Consider the following 14,079-nt stretch of genomic DNA (forward strand, 5'->3'; position numbering starts at 1 on the left):
CCCGCTTTTTATTGAGTAGCGTCTTTTAAGAAAGGGTGTCGCGACGCAACCGCAGCCCACCGACATACATCACTACTAATGCAGCTAATGCTAACCCCCACCACTGAAAGGCATAGCCCATATGCCGGCTAGGGGGCATTATATTGGCCTTCCACCAAGGGATGAGAACACCATCGCCTTCGCTAGCGTGTAACCAACCTGCGTAGCTAAACGGCTCTAATGAAGAGCCCCAAGGCTCGAGACTTAACTGCTGTAGCCTAACGCCTTCTCTATTATCGCCATAAAGTGGCCCACCGGACTGGACTTTCTGCCATTCACCGGTTAGCTCAACCTTACCATTTGGCGTGGCTGCTTGAGGTGGCTCGCGGTGCGGGCCAGTCGCTAAAAAACCGCGCTGCACCAACCACAACTGACCGTAGTTATCGCGCAGTGGCGTTAATACCGCCACCCCTACTTGCCCATTAACAATCCGATTATCCAAATAGAGCGTGTGCTCTGCCAAGTATTCACCTTGCAGCGTTATCTCCGCGCCCTGGTTGGGAGAAACGGTTGGCTGAGCCAGTGATGGAGCCGAATCACGAACGGCGATGGCAATCCGCTTGTCATCTGCCCGCTCCCACTGCCATAGTCCTAAAAAGATGCCTAATGCCACCAGCAAACTCCAGAATAAGCACCAACTATAAAAACGCCATTGTCGAGAGGTTTTCATCATGTGGATACAACTACTCATTGCCGCTGTCTTCGTAGCGATGGTCATCAGCTTAGCCATGGGAGCAGGCTTCCTACTGCGTGATGACTCCTCCTCTCGCCGACTGCTTATCTCTTTAAAATGGCGCATTGGCTTGGCGTGCTTGCTAATGGCCCTGATTATTTTTGGTTTTTGGTCAGGCCAGCTGGGCTAAAGTTATAAAACATAAACAAAAATAAATAGCCCAACCCAGACCACATCAACAAAGTGCCAATACCAACAAGAGGCTTCAAAACCAAAATGGCTTTCATGGGCAAAGTGCCCTTTAACAATGCGCACTAGCATGGTGGCTAAAATTAGCGTTCCGATAATCACGTGCACCCCGTGAAAACCAGTCAAAATAAAGAATGTTGCGCCGAAAACCCCGGCTTCCAAGGTAATCCCGTAGTGCGCATAGGCTTCATAATACTCAACGCCTTGAATCACGATAAAACAACACCCTAACAACACGGTTCCCATTAGCCAGTTGCGGCAGGTCTTTCTATAGCCCAGTTTTAGGGCTTCGTGGGCAACCGTTAAGGTAATACTAGAAGTAATCAAAATAAGCGTATTCACCAACGGCAATTGCCAGGGACTAAAGACTTGCTGAGGCCCCGCGATAGAAGAATCAGGTGGGCTGAGCAACGGCCAAGTAGCGACGAAATCTGGCCAGAGTAGTGCTGAAACGCCTTTGGCACCTTCACCACCCAACCAAGGGATAGCAAACATTCGTACGTAAAACAGTGCACCGAAAAATGCGGCGAAAAACATTACCTCTGAAAAAATGAACCAGGTCATGCCCCAGCGAAATGAACGATCCATTTGCGCGTCGTAAAGCCCTCCCCGAGACTCACTAATTACGTCACGAAACCAAAGTCCCATAACGGCAATAATGCCCGCGACGCCGATTAGGACTAAGGGCAAGCCGGTGTCATAGACAAGCTTCACTCCCGTGCCAACCATCATGGCCCCTAGGGCCACTGAGCCGAGAACAGGCCATCGGCTACTCGCTGGAACGTAATAGCTACCACTGCTCATATCGTTTCTCCCACCGCTTTATTGTTCTTGAGGTCATTCCTAAGGTCGTTCAGGGGATCATTTATAGAATTGTTTTGCAGAGCATTGTCAAGTGAGACGCTTTGAATGACACGATCAACTGGATAGAGGGTATAGACCAAGGTAATGGTATTGATATCTTCGGGCAGGTCTCGCGCCAACTGGAAAACAAGCGGAATGGTTAAACGCTCCTCGCCCTGTAATTGCTGCTCTTCAAAACAAAAGCAACTGATTTTACGCAAGTGAGTCGTGGCCCTGGAGGGTGAAACACTGGGGACTGCCCGCCCCCAATTTTCACTATGGCTATTATTGGTAAAAGTAAAATCCACTTCCGCCATTTGCCCAGGATGCACGCTCATCTGGCGCATCTCTACGCTCATCTTCCACGGTAAACCCGGGCTACCTCGGGTGATAAATTGCACATTGATGTAACGCGACTCATCTACCTCCTCATGCACAATACTTTGCGCAGTGGCATCAACTTTGCCGTTAATCCCTGTGATCTGGCAAAAGACGTCATATAACGGCACTAATGCAAAGGCAAAGGCAAACATGCCTACCAGCACGGCTAATGTCCTTATTACCGTCCGGCGCACCCCCACTTGAGTCTGCTCTCGACTATCCATAACACCTCTTCGGCCTAGAGACCGCTGTGGGTTATACCATCTTTAATGAGATGCCCGATGAAACACTGGGGGTGTTTCAAAGGTATGCAGTGGCGCGGGGCTGGGTACTGTCCACTCTAGATCCTCCGCCCCTTCCCATGCTTTGGCCGGGGCTTTTTTACCACCACGAACACACAGTATGACACCCAGCACGAATAACAGCTGCGACGCACCGAAGAAGAAGGCACCGATACTTGAAAGCAAGTTAAAGTCAGCAAACTGAAGTGCATAATCGGGGATTCGTCGCGGCATTCCTGCCAAGCCTGCGAAATGCATGGGGAAGAACGCTAGATTGACACCAATAATCGAGAACCAAAAATGCCACTGGGCCAGCTTTTCATTGGGATAATGCCCCGTCCATTTAGGCAGCCAGTAATACACCCCAGCCATAATGGCGAAGATAGCCCCAGGCACCAGTACATAGTGAAAGTGAGCAACGACGAAGTAGGTGTCGTGATATTGAAAGTCTGCCGGAGCAATCGCCAACATCAGCCCTGAAAAACCACCAATAGCAAACAGTACAACGAAGGCCAGGGCAAACAGCATCGGAGATTCAAAACTTATCGAGCCACGAAATAGCGTAGTCACCCAGTTAAACACCTTAACCCCCGTAGGCACGGCGATCAGCATGGTGGAGTACATAAAAAACAACTCGGCCACCAGGGGCAGCCCCACTAAAAACATATGGTGGGCCCAGACTAGAAATGACAGCAATGCAATGGCAGCCGTGGCATATACCATCGATGCGTAACCAAACAAAGGCTTACGTGCAAAGGTAGGTATGATCGCCGAGACAATCCCAAAAGCGGGTAGAATCATAATGTAGACTTCGGGGTGACCAAAGAACCAGAATAAATGCTGGAACAGCACCGGATCGCCACCGCCTGCCGCATTAAAGAAACTGGTACCAAAGTTAATATCCATGAGCATCATGGTAATCACCCCTGCCAGTACCGGCATCACCGCGATAAGCAAGAAGGCCGTAATCAGCCATGTCCAGACAAATAGCGGCATATCCATTAAACGCATACCCGGCGCGCGCATATTTAAAATGGTCGCGATAATATTAATAGCACCGAGAATTGAGCTAATACCAGCAATGTGCAGGGCGAGAATAAAGAAGGTTGTCGAGGGTGGCGCAAAATTCGTCGACAGCGGTGCATAGAACGTCCAGCCAAAATTAGGGCCGCCACCGGGCATAAACAGAGTTGAAAGCAGAAGCGTGAATGAAACCGGAAGCAGCCAGAAGCTGAAGTTATTTAGTCGAGGCAAGGCCATATCTGGCGCGCCAATCTGCAATGGTATCATCCAATTCGCTAACCCAGTGAAAGCTGGCATAACAGCCGCGAACACCATAATCAGACCATGCATGGTGGTCATCTGGTTAAAAAACTCAGGCTCAACTAGCTGCAGGCCTGGCTGGAAAAGCTCTGCCCTAACCACTAAGGCAAACATTCCACCGATGAAAAACATTGTCAGTGAAAAAATCAGATATAGAGAACCTATTTCCTTATGATTAGTTGTCAATAGCCAGCGCAAGATACCTTTGGGTGGCGCTGCATGACCATGACTTTGGCTATCGGCGACGGCCGTGGTGCTGTGCTGCAATGGGGGCTGAGGGGGTAGTTTAGGTGCCATGAAACTCTCCGAAATATTGTTGTTGTCCGATTGAGTGGCAAGCCAGCATCATTGCTCGATCAATTCAACCACCGCAGAGGGTTGTACAGCGTCCCCCGTATCATTACCCCAGGCATTGCGCGTGTAAGTGACCACGGCAGCAATTTCAACGGGGTTTAAAGTGCTCCGAAAAGCGGGCATTGCCGCACCTGAAACACCGTTTACCACCTTATCAAGGTGCCAGTCCACATCGCTTATTAGCTGTTCGTTATTGGCTAATGCTGGGAATGCTGGCGGTGAGCCCTGCCCTTCAGCCTGGTGACAAGAAGAGCAGATCGATTGATAAACTGATTCACCACGCTCTACTAGTTCGGCCATTTCCCACTCACGATCAACGCCCATCGCTTCTTCTTCAGCAGCTTCCTTTCGCTCGACCAACCAGCCGTCAAATTCCTCTTCTTCCATCGCATGCACTACCACCGGCATGAAGCCGTGGTCTATACCGCATAGCTCAGCACACTGGCCGCGATAAATACCCGGCTCATTGATCTTGACCCAGTTTTCATTGATAAAACCGGGGATTGTATCTTGCTTTACCGCTAAATCCGGCACCCACCAGGAGTGAATAACATCGTCTGAGGTCATCAGAAAACGTACTTTGCGATTAATCGGTAGAACCAGCGGCTCATCAACTTCTAGTAAATAGTGCTCCCCACGCGTCTCCTCACCGCTAATTTGCGTTCTTGGCGTACTCATATTTGAGGTAAACGCCACATCCTCGCCAAGATACTCGTAGCGCCAACGCCACTGTTGACCGGTAATCATGACGTCTAACTCTGCGTCTGAGGCGTCATACATATTTTTCAACGTAGCGGTAGCCGGCACCGCCATAGCGACCAAAATTAATATTGGAATAACGGTCCATAACACTTCGACACTGGTGTGTTCATGAAAGTTGGCGGCCTTGGCGCCTTTAGAGTGACGATAACGAAACAGGGAGTAGAACATAGCCCCAAATACCACCACGCCAATCACGACACATATCCAAAAAATGGTCATGTGTAAGCCGTAGATGTCAGCACTAACATCAGTCACGCCAACCGGCATATTCCAGCCATTCGTCTGAGCCTGCGACCCACTCGCAGCAAACGTCATGACCAGTAGCCACCAACACCGTGAACGCATAGGTACCTCCAGATTTGTTGTTGTTATTGCTTATCGTTAGATTAGGACAGTATTAAATGAGATATTAGCAGTATAGAAAATATGCGGCATTCGTCACGCTTTGCTTATTTCACCCTATCAACGCTTTTCAGCGGGCCGCTAACGTTGCCAGAAAGACAAGCACCAAAACAAACAGCAGCGTAATCACCACGCCAGTGGCAATGTACACGCCCGGCTTATCACTACTGAAATCCTCTTGCCGATTTCGGTTGTTCTGAACGCCCAGCAGAGCTGCCAGCACCGACTTAACCACAGTCCACATAAAAAACCTCCGAACTTTTGCGTAAGCTAGCGCGCGTTCTTTTAGACTGAAAAGCTTATTTGTTCTTATCATAGGCTGGCATAGCCATTATGGTAAATTAAAAGCCAAAAATCTAAGCATTTACAGCCAGCTAAAAGCCACTCTATAGTTTCTTAGTATGCCATACTAGTAGTAATTGACAGGATAAGTGCCACCAAAGGAGTGCCTCATGCTCAAGCGTCGTCCCACCTTACTAGTCAAACCCTTTATTGCTCTTGCACCGCTAGTGCTATTAGCGGGGTGCACTACCTACACATGGCCGGACGGTTCACAGGAAACCGTGGTCGGTGTCGTACCGGAAGAAGAAAATCGTCGCTATGAGGAAGAACAGGCTGATGGCGTACGCTATCGCATCCCTGATGAGATTCCAGAAAAACGCAGCGCGGATTAATCATTGCATAGCGTAATTGCAAAGGTAGGCCCATTAATGGCGCTAACTTCGCTTAGCTTTGCCAATTGCAGGGGCAGTTAACGGGTCTTCTGGCCAGGGGTGCTTGGGGTAGCGACCACGCATCTCTTTGCGTACTTCAGGGTAGCCATTTTGCCAAAAGCTAACGAGATCCTGGGTTACCTGTAACGGTCGCCGCGCGGGTGAAAGTAAATGAATCATCACCGCAACGGCGCCATTTACAATGCTAGGAGTTACTCGCCAGCCAAAGGCTTCCTGCAGTTTCAACGCTAAAACAGGGGGACGCTGGGAAAGGCACGGCAGATAATCTAAACCCACCTGCTTACCGCTGGGTACCTCAAGCGCTGCAGGGGTTAACCTATCAAACTCACTCTGCTGCTCCCAAGAGAGCGTGCTGAGCAAATAGTTTTCGAAGGGTAGTTTCTCAACTTGACTCAGTCGATTGATACCGATCAAGTAGGGAGCAAGCCAGTTTTCCAACGTTTCCAACAGCGCCTGCTCCGACCAGTCCGGCCACTTCTCATCTGAGTGTTTACTTAGCAACGCCATACGCCCACACAACTGTTGCAACTTATCGTCAAACAATCTTTCCGGCTGTTGACGCAGCGCACTCAATAACGCTTCTTTCACCGCCTGCTCAGGTAGACGTGCTAAAGGCCGTTTGGCGATGACGAGGCTAGCATGTGCCTGCACCTCTTCACCACTTAAACGCCCCTGCTCTTGCGACCACGCTACCCGTGGCTGCCACTGCTGAATACTAGGGTAGAGCGAAAGCAGTGAATCGAGTGACAACGGCTCACCGGCGATAATGCGCGCCTCATCCCTTGCATTACTGTTTAACACTGCAGCGACTAAAAAAGCCTTATGCGCAAGCGAATCAGATAGCGGCAGCGTGGCAGTTTTACCATTCGCAAGACGAAATTTACCTGGGCTTATCTGCTGACCAATGCGCTCTGGGTAGGCGAGAGCCAATAGCGGCCCAAGTGACCCTAGCTCTGCGTCACTTAGCACTACGCCTGCCCTTTTGGCTAATTTAAGCGCTTCGCGCCGCCAGCTGGGAAAGTGCTTAGGTTGGCGAAACCGTAGCGTTAGGGCATCGTGTAGGGATCGCTCAGTCATTTCGCGCCCTTCAAGCAGCGCTGCTAACCCACAGGCCAAAGGAATTGCTGCTAGATCGAAGGCACGTTCGAGCATCACAGCTATGCGCGGCTCGACCGGCCAACGGGTACAGCGGCGACCCAATAAGGTTAGCTTTTGCTGCTGATCCAATACGCCCAGTTGAACTAAAAGCGCTTGACCACTTCGCCAAGCCCCTTCTGGCGGCGGAGTTATCCATCCTAGATCACTTGGCGACGACACTCCCCAGCATGCTAACTCAAGCACAACGGAAGAAAGATCCGCTTGCTGTATTTCAGGCTCCCCGTAGGGCGTTAGCGTCTGCTCTTGGGCCCAGAGACGGAAACATTTGCCCGGGCTTTGTCGACCTGCGCGGCCACGACGTTGATCAGCGCTGGCGCGGTTAATACGCCGAGTCGTTAAACGGGTTAGCCCGGTGCGCGGCTGAAAAAGCGGCACTCGCTCTAAGCCGCCGTCAATGACTACGTTCACCCCCTCAACGGTGATACTTGATTCAGTGATAGCAGTGGAGACAATAATGCGTTGTTTTGTTGCATTCGCTGCCAAGGCTGTTTGCTGTTCAGCGATACTCATCCTGCCATGCAGAGGCCTTATGGCAAGATCAGGCCATGCCCTTTCCACTGACTGTACTAAGCGATTGATCTCAGCCACACCGGGCAAAATCACTAATATATCCTGAGTATCGGACATTGAAAGCGCCTCATTGATCACCTGAAGCGCGTGACTAACAGACTCTTCATTATTCGGCGGTGGGCGATAAAACGTTGACACCGGATACTGGCGACCTTGGCACTCTATAATAGACACTTGTTCGCCGAGCACTCGCGCTAGGGCCTTTGTATCCAGCGTCGCCGACATTACCAGCAGACGTAAGTCGTCGCGAATACTGGTTTGCACATCCAGCGTCAACGCCAAGCCAACATCGGCTTCTAAGCTACGCTCGTGGAATTCATCGAAAATAATCCCTGCAACGCCTTCCAGCAACGGATCATCTTGAAGCATCCGGGTGAGTACGCCTTGAGTCACAACTTCTAAGCGGGTTTGTGAGCTGACACAGCTATCGCCGCGCATGCGATAGCCCACCGTTTGACCAACCGCTTCGCCCAACTGCTCAGCCATAAATGTAGCGGCTAAACGAGCAGCGACTCGACGAGGCTCTAATAGCAGTAGCTTTTTACCCTCAGCCCAATGGCTCGCTAATAAACTTAGTGGAACACGGGTCGTCTTACCCGCTCCCGGCTGGGCAATCAGTATCAGACGATTACTGGCGTCAAGCACGTTTTTCAGATGATCAAGGTGTTGATCGATGGGAAGCACACTCTTCATCTATTCACTACTTAACAAGCGGTGCTTGAGCAACCGGTAGACTAAGGCCACAGCCTTTAAGGATAACGTGCTCAAGAAAGGCCGATATTGACTCAAGGTCATCATCACTTAGCGCATCCCGGCCTAGAATACCGGACACTTGCGCACTATATTCAGTGTAGTGCTGGGTGGCAGACCAAATCAGGAAAATCAGCCAACGTGGGTCGATATCATCCATTTTTTCCTGTGCCGACCACTGGCGAATGATCGCGGCTCGAGAAGCTACCCAATCGCGCAGCTCGCCTGCCAGATAGTCGTTTAAGAAGGGAGCACCGGCTAAAATTTCCGCCGCAAAGAGCTTTGAGCCGTCGGGATAGCGCTGACCAAGCACCATTTTAGTGCGAATAAAGTCACTGAGTACCGTCGCCGGATCACTATCAGGCGTAATGTCTTCAAGGACTTCGTTCCACCGACACATCATGCGATTAAGTAGGCGTATATAAAGCGCTTGTTTGCTGCCCATGTAGTACAAAATATTGGCTTTTGGGAGACCGGCTCTATCAGCGATCACTTGCAAGCTCGCCCCGCGATAGCCGTACTGAGAAAACACCTGCTCAGCGGCCAGCAGAATATTTGACTCAACTCTTTCCCGGCTTGGGCTTTCAGGAGTAGCAGATACGGCGCTCATTAACGATGTTCCTTGGTCGTGTAGCTTGACTAACTAATTGCCCTAAAATTTGGCATTCGATATAAGCTTGCCCCACTCCTGCGCGGCGATCAAATACTTGCAAGGCAGGGCATTTTGTCCCAAGCTCAAGCCATATTGACCGATCGGTCAGCACAATCCCGATCTATACGATCACAGTGGAGTTTGGCATGGCAACGATTGCGTTCCTGCTCAATGGTACCCCTCAGCGGGTCGATGTTTCACCAGACACGAGCATTTTAACCTTATTACGTGAGCATTTAGCCCATACCGGTACGAAAGAGGGCTGCGCTTCGGGAGATTGCGGCGCATGCACGGTTGCGATTGGTGACCCAGCCACAGAAAGACAAGCATTCAATAGCGCTAATGCGTGTATTACACCAGCCCACCAGTTGCAGGGTAAGCACCTTGTTACCGTTGAAGGGTTGGGGACAGAGAAACACTTACATCCAGCACAAGAAGCAATGATCGAGTGCCATGGCAGCCAGTGCGGTTTTTGCACGCCTGGTATCGTGATGTCGCTTTTCACTCTGCATGAGTCGCTTATCCAGCGGCCTTTTCCGCTAACGCCAGGGCTGTCACAAGAACGATCTCAAGAACTGGCACAAACGCGACTTGAAGCCACATTAGGCGGCAATTTGTGCCGTTGTACTGGCTACCGCCCTATTCGCGATGCGGCTCTACGCATGCAAGATATTCCCTTTGAGCGACCACAATGGTATGACGCAACGCTACCCGAAGTTGAAAGCCACTCAGACTCCATTGATCCCGCAGTGGAAACTGCATTTTTTGCTCAGCCTGACTCCCTGGCCGCATTAACTCAACTGCGCCTTAAAGCACCACAAGCAAGGCTTGTCGCAGGCGGAACTGATTTGTGGCTTGAAAGTACCCAGCGATTAACGCCTCTCGAACAGCTTATTGATGTAACTTGCGTTGCGGAGCTATTAACCATCGAAGAAGCAACGCTGGACAAAAAAACCGGTTGGTGGATAGGCGCTGGCGTGACCTATACCCAGCTCGAACCGCTATTTGAAGAGCACTTTTCTGCGTTTGCCCACCTTCTACACCGTTTAGGCTCTCAGCAGATTCGCAACCGGGGAACGCTGGGTGGCAATATTGCCAACGCCTCCCCCATTGGCGACACCCCCCCGGTGCTACTGGCCTTGGGTACCCAACTGGAGCTTGCCAGCGTAACCGGCAAACGTTGCTTAGCGCTTGACGATTTCTTCCTGGATTATAAAAAGACCGCGATAGCGGCTGATGAAGTCATTTCACGAATTTTCATTCCGCGGGCGGCTGAAGACACTCAACTGCGTGTATGGAAGCTTTCCAAGCGCCGCGAAGATGATATCTCTGCAGTGCTCGGTGCCTTTAGCTACCGCGTTGAACAGAATGTTTTACGTGATGTGCGGATTGCCTTTGGCGGCATGGCCGCTACTCCAAAACGCGCGCACGCGGCCGAAGCTGCACTCGAAGGTAATACCATTACTCAAGCAGCTTTTCGCGCTGCTCAGCAGGCACTCGAGGATGATTTTCACCCCATGGGCGACGTGCGGGGTAGCCAGCATTATCGTCAACAAGCCGCCAAGAACCTATTTGAACGCCTCTATCTTTCTCTCGCAGTGCCCGACCACGAGGTGATGCTCCATGCGTACGCTCACTAAACTGGACGGCGATAGTAGCCGTGCCCGCCGTGAACTACACGATCACATTCAAGGCGCAGGCCCCCTGGCACGCCATACGGTCGACAGTACCGGACAACGCCAGGCGGGTAGCGCAAGCTTTCACGAAAGCGCCCAAAAACACGTCACCGGCAAAGCCGCTTATATTGATGACTTGGTTCTGCCCGCCGATACCTTGCATGTAGCGCTAGGCTTATCGCCAGTCGCTCACGGCACCTTAACGCAGCTTGATCTCAGCAAGGTCAAAGAGGCGCCGGGGGTTGTCGATGTCATTACCTTCCATGACGTGCCGGGGCACACCGATATCGGGCCGGTCTTTCCGGGTGATCCTATTTTTGTCGATCAAGAGATCAGCTATGCAGGCCAATGCCTTTTTGCCGTTGCTGCAACGTCACTACAATCGGCACGTCGCGCGGTCAAGTTGGCAAGCATCGGCATCGACGAGCAGCCCGCTAGTTTAGATCCGGTGGCGGCGACGGAGCATGAAGAGTTTGTGCGTCCCTCCCACGTACAAACGCGTGGCGATTGGCAGCAGGCGCTAGAACAAGCGGAACAGATGGTTGAAGGCGAGCTATTCGTCGGCGGTCAAGAGCACTTCTACCTGGAAGGCCAGGCTTGCGTGGTTCATCCCACCGAAGACGAAGGCGTTATCGTGCATACCTCCAACCAGCACCCAAGTGAAACGCAAAAGCTGGTATCCGAGGTGCTCGACATCCCATTCCATGCAGTAACAGTAGAAGTACGCCGAATGGGTGGAGGCTTTGGTGGCAAAGAGACTCAGGCTTCTCCCTGGGCGTGTATTGCTGCAATTATTGCTCGCCGCACCGGTAAATCTATCAGTCTGCGCTTACCGCGCAGCGAAGATATGCGCGCAACGGGCAAACGCCACCCCTTCCATAACCGCTACCGGCTAGCTATTGATGCGGAAGGCGTCATTCAAGGTGGTGAAATCACCGTGATTGGTGATTGTGGTTACTCGCCGGATCTTTCTGATGCCATCGTTGATCGCGCTATGTTTCATGCCGACAATGCGTACTCGTTAGGCGATGCCAAGGTGGTCGGGCATCGGGCCAAAACCCACACCGCTTCCAATACCGCCTTTCGGGGTTTTGGTGGTCCCCAGGGAATGATGATCATCGAGGCAGCTATTGATGATATTGCCCGCCAGATCGGCGAAGACCCACTGACCGTGCGTAAACGCAATTTCTACCGCGATGGACGCGAGGTGACGCACTACGGTCAGCAGGTCGATCAGCGGCAACTCCTACACACTCTCGTTGAAACCCTCGAAAGCGACAGCGATTACTGGGCGCGGCGCAAAGCGGTCAGTGACTTCAACGCCACCAGCCCTGTGGTTAAAAAAGGACTGGCACTTACCCCGGTTAAATTTGGCATTTCGTTTACCGCTCAGCATCTTAATCAGGCGGGCGCCCTTCTGCATGTTTACACCGACGGCAGCGTGATGATTAATCACGGCGGTACCGAGATGGGCCAAGGGCTACATACTAAAATTTGTCAGGTGGTGGCTCGCGAGCTGGGCCTGGATCTGGAGAAGGTGCGCATTACCGCTACGCGAACCGATAAAGTTCCCAACACATCCCCTACCGCTGCCTCTAGCGGTGCTGACCTAAATGGTATGGCAGCACGGGATGCGGCCAGCAAGCTGCGTGAACGCCTATTTGACTTCGCTACAGTGCACTTTGCGGAGGGCCTAGACCGTGAAGGTATGCGCTTAGAAGAAGGCATGTTGGTAGCAGGAATCGGAGAAAGCGAACGCCGTATTCCTTGGGGTGAATTGGTGCAAACCGCCTACCTCAATCGAGTATCACTTTCGGAAAAAGGCTTTTACGCCACACCGCTGATTCACTACGATCGCTCAATCGGCCAGGGACGCCCCTTCTACTACTATGCATTCGGTGCGGCGGTGGCTGAAGTGAGCGTCGATACCTTGAGCGGAGAGTACCAAGTAGACCGCGTTGATATCCTGCACGATGTGGGCGACTCACTAAATCCGGCTATTGATATTGGCCAAGTCGAAGGTGGTTTTATCCAGGGAATGGGTTGGCTAACCAGTGAAGAGCTTAAATGGAATGATAAAGGGGTTTTGGTCAGCGATGGTCCAGCGACTTATAAAATTCCTACCTTTGGCGATTTGCCAGCTATTTTCAACGTCGCCCTGCTAGAAGGTCATCCTAATTCAATGGCCAGTCTCTATCGCTCAAAAGCGGTAGGCGAGCCCCCCCTCATGTTGGGCATTTGTGTTTGGTCGGCCCTGCGTGACGCACTTTCAAGCCTTACTGATTACACCACATCCCCCCACTTAGATACACCGGCCACGCCTGAACGGGTCATGCTGGTGGCCAACGCCATCAGGAACAAAGCGCTGTGAGTACCCCGCAAACCTGGCATGCCGCGCTGCACCGCTTACAGCGCGACGGCATACCCCATGTATTGGCCACGCAGGTGACCAGCGCAGGCTCTACGCCTCGCGAGCCTGGTGCACGCATGGTGATCACCGACGAAGCAATCTTCGATACGCTGGGTGGCGGTACTTTTGAATGGCAAACTATTGCCGCCGCTCGTACCTGCTTGGCTGAACAACGCTACGGACTCAGCTTAGAAGCCTTCTCTCTGGGTGGGCGCAGCGGGCAATGCTGTGGCGGCTTTGTGAATATCCTGTTAGAAGCTTTTCCTGGAGCGACTGCCCATGTGGCTATCTTTGGAGCAGGCCATGTAGGGCAGCAAATTGCAAAGCTAAGTGCCCCACTGCCCTGGCAGCTCCATTGGTACGATAGCCGCAGCGAAGCTTTTGACGGACAGAATCAGCAACCGCGGCTTAATTGTTATTCGCTTCATGATGCAACGCAAAGTGTTGCCGCTTTGCCTACCCACACTCATGTACTGGTATTGACCCACAACCATGATGAAGACTATGCCTTAATCGCAGCGCTGATTAAGCGCGATGATATAGCATCAATCGGACTCATTGGTTCTGATAGCAAATGGGTAAGCTTTGCAGGGCGGCTTAAGCGCGAAGGATACTCCGCCGATCATATTGCCCGCGTGCGCAGCCCCATTGGTCGCATTCATGCGACGAAGCTCAGCAATAAAACTCCCTACGCGATTGCCTTAACAGTAGTGACAGAGCTGCTTTGGTTAACTGATACGCCTTCCAATCCGAATATCCGCGGCCTTGAGCCTCAAGCCTTGCGTACTCTCTTTGACGAACACCCGACTACCGCGAGTTGAT

General features: G+C 51.8%; 13 protein-coding genes. 5 read left to right on the forward strand and 8 right to left on the reverse strand.

Going from position 1 to position 14,079, the window contains the following annotated elements:
* Positions 1–25: 25 nt before the first annotated feature.
* Entirely contained in the window at positions 26–652 is a 627-nt protein-coding gene (locus ACQE2I_RS09700; protein ID WP_427027914.1) for an SURF1 family protein, read from the reverse strand.
* Positions 653–710: 58 nt separating this feature from the next.
* Here ACQE2I_RS09700 and ACQE2I_RS09705 point away from each other — a divergent pair, with 58 nt between their 5' ends.
* Positions 711–902: a DUF2909 domain-containing protein gene (locus tag ACQE2I_RS09705; RefSeq protein WP_427027916.1), complete on the forward strand. Its 192-nt coding sequence runs from the start codon at positions 711–713 to the stop codon at positions 900–902.
* Positions 903–904: 2 nt separating this feature from the next.
* Here the strand turns inward: ACQE2I_RS09705 and ACQE2I_RS09710 are convergent, their stop codons facing one another.
* The 5 genes from ACQE2I_RS09710 to ACQE2I_RS09730 form a co-directional block, all read right to left on the reverse strand.
* The gene (locus ACQE2I_RS09710; RefSeq protein ID WP_427027918.1) at positions 905–1,765 is read right to left on the reverse strand and encodes a cytochrome c oxidase subunit 3; all 861 of its coding nucleotides are present in this window, start codon (positions 1,763–1,765) and stop codon (positions 905–907) included.
* Positions 1,762–2,409: a cytochrome c oxidase assembly protein gene (locus ACQE2I_RS09715; RefSeq protein WP_427027920.1), complete on the reverse strand. Its 648-nt coding sequence runs from the start codon at positions 2,407–2,409 to the stop codon at positions 1,762–1,764. The genes ACQE2I_RS09710 and ACQE2I_RS09715 overlap by 4 nt, the downstream gene beginning before the upstream one ends.
* A gap of 42 nt (positions 2,410–2,451) precedes the next feature.
* A complete protein-coding gene (ctaD, locus tag ACQE2I_RS09720) occupies positions 2,452–4,086 on the reverse strand; it encodes a cytochrome c oxidase subunit I (protein WP_427027922.1) in 1,635 nt (544 codons plus the stop codon).
* A 48-nt stretch (positions 4,087–4,134) separates the two neighbouring features.
* Entirely contained in the window at positions 4,135–5,250 is a 1,116-nt protein-coding gene (coxB, locus tag ACQE2I_RS09725) for a cytochrome c oxidase subunit II (RefSeq protein ID WP_427027923.1), read from the reverse strand.
* A gap of 127 nt (positions 5,251–5,377) precedes the next feature.
* Positions 5,378–5,551 carry a DUF2970 domain-containing protein gene (locus ACQE2I_RS09730; RefSeq protein WP_427027924.1) on the reverse strand — a complete coding sequence of 58 codons (174 nt, stop codon included), beginning with the start codon at positions 5,549–5,551 and terminating at the stop codon, positions 5,378–5,380.
* 208 nt (positions 5,552–5,759) lie between these two features.
* Between ACQE2I_RS09730 and ACQE2I_RS09735 the strand changes: the two genes are divergently transcribed.
* Positions 5,760–5,981, forward strand: a complete 222-nt coding sequence (locus ACQE2I_RS09735) for a hypothetical protein (RefSeq protein ID WP_427027926.1) — start codon at positions 5,760–5,762, stop codon at positions 5,979–5,981.
* Positions 5,982–6,023: 42 nt separating this feature from the next.
* Here the strand turns inward: ACQE2I_RS09735 and hrpB are convergent, their stop codons facing one another.
* Together hrpB and ACQE2I_RS09745 are read right to left on the reverse strand one after the other, a co-directional pair.
* On the reverse strand, positions 6,024–8,462 hold the full coding sequence (hrpB, locus tag ACQE2I_RS09740; RefSeq protein WP_427027928.1) for an ATP-dependent helicase HrpB: 2,439 nt from the start codon (positions 8,460–8,462) through the stop codon (positions 6,024–6,026).
* 7 nt (positions 8,463–8,469) lie between these two features.
* Positions 8,470–9,129 carry a TetR/AcrR family transcriptional regulator gene (locus ACQE2I_RS09745; protein WP_427027930.1) on the reverse strand — a complete coding sequence of 220 codons (660 nt, stop codon included), beginning with the start codon at positions 9,127–9,129 and terminating at the stop codon, positions 8,470–8,472.
* A gap of 188 nt (positions 9,130–9,317) precedes the next feature.
* Here ACQE2I_RS09745 and xdhA point away from each other — a divergent pair, with 188 nt between their 5' ends.
* Genes xdhA through xdhC form a run of 3 tightly spaced genes read left to right on the forward strand, consistent with a single transcriptional unit; the run spans position 9,318 to position 14,078 of the window.
* Entirely contained in the window at positions 9,318–10,811 is a 1,494-nt protein-coding gene (gene xdhA, locus ACQE2I_RS09750) for a xanthine dehydrogenase small subunit (RefSeq protein ID WP_427027932.1), read from the forward strand.
* Positions 10,795–13,218, forward strand: coding sequence for a xanthine dehydrogenase molybdopterin binding subunit (gene xdhB, locus ACQE2I_RS09755; RefSeq protein WP_427027933.1), 2,424 nt, complete (start codon positions 10,795–10,797; stop codon positions 13,216–13,218). The genes xdhA and xdhB overlap by 17 nt, the downstream gene beginning before the upstream one ends.
* The gene (xdhC, locus tag ACQE2I_RS09760) at positions 13,215–14,078 is read left to right on the forward strand and encodes a xanthine dehydrogenase accessory protein XdhC (protein WP_427027934.1); all 864 of its coding nucleotides are present in this window, start codon (positions 13,215–13,217) and stop codon (positions 14,076–14,078) included. Before xdhB ends, xdhC begins: the two co-directional genes overlap by 4 nt.
* Position 14,079 lies beyond the last annotated feature (1 nt).

Origin of the sequence: Halomonas sp. H2, from assembly GCF_050215315.1 — a bacterium.
Taxonomy (GTDB): Bacteria; Pseudomonadota; Gammaproteobacteria; order Pseudomonadales; family Halomonadaceae; genus Vreelandella.

Bases quoted from the DNA above. Each gene is read 5' to 3' on its own strand.
- coxB (WP_427027923.1), bottom strand. From the start codon at position 5,250: ATGCGTTCACGGTGTTGGTGGCTACTGGTCATGACGTTTGCTGCGAGT.
- ACQE2I_RS09730 (WP_427027924.1), bottom strand. From the start codon at position 5,551: ATGTGGACTGTGGTTAAGTCGGTGCTGGCAGCTCTGCTGGGCGTTCAG.
- ACQE2I_RS09745 (WP_427027930.1), bottom strand. From the start codon at position 9,129: ATGAGCGCCGTATCTGCTACTCCTGAAAGCCCAAGCCGGGAAAGAGTT.
- xdhA (WP_427027932.1), top strand. From the start codon at position 9,318: ATGGCAACGATTGCGTTCCTGCTCAATGGTACCCCTCAGCGGGTCGAT.
- ACQE2I_RS09710 (WP_427027918.1), bottom strand. From the start codon at position 1,765: ATGAGCAGTGGTAGCTATTACGTTCCAGCGAGTAGCCGATGGCCTGTT.
- ACQE2I_RS09735 (WP_427027926.1), top strand. From the start codon at position 5,760: ATGCTCAAGCGTCGTCCCACCTTACTAGTCAAACCCTTTATTGCTCTT.
- ACQE2I_RS09715 (WP_427027920.1), bottom strand. From the start codon at position 2,409: ATGGATAGTCGAGAGCAGACTCAAGTGGGGGTGCGCCGGACGGTAATA.
- hrpB (WP_427027928.1), bottom strand. From the start codon at position 8,462: ATGAAGAGTGTGCTTCCCATCGATCAACACCTTGATCATCTGAAAAAC.
- ACQE2I_RS09705 (WP_427027916.1), top strand. From the start codon at position 711: ATGTGGATACAACTACTCATTGCCGCTGTCTTCGTAGCGATGGTCATC.
- ctaD (WP_427027922.1), bottom strand. From the start codon at position 4,086: ATGGCACCTAAACTACCCCCTCAGCCCCCATTGCAGCACAGCACCACG.
- xdhB (WP_427027933.1), top strand. From the start codon at position 10,795: ATGCGTACGCTCACTAAACTGGACGGCGATAGTAGCCGTGCCCGCCGT.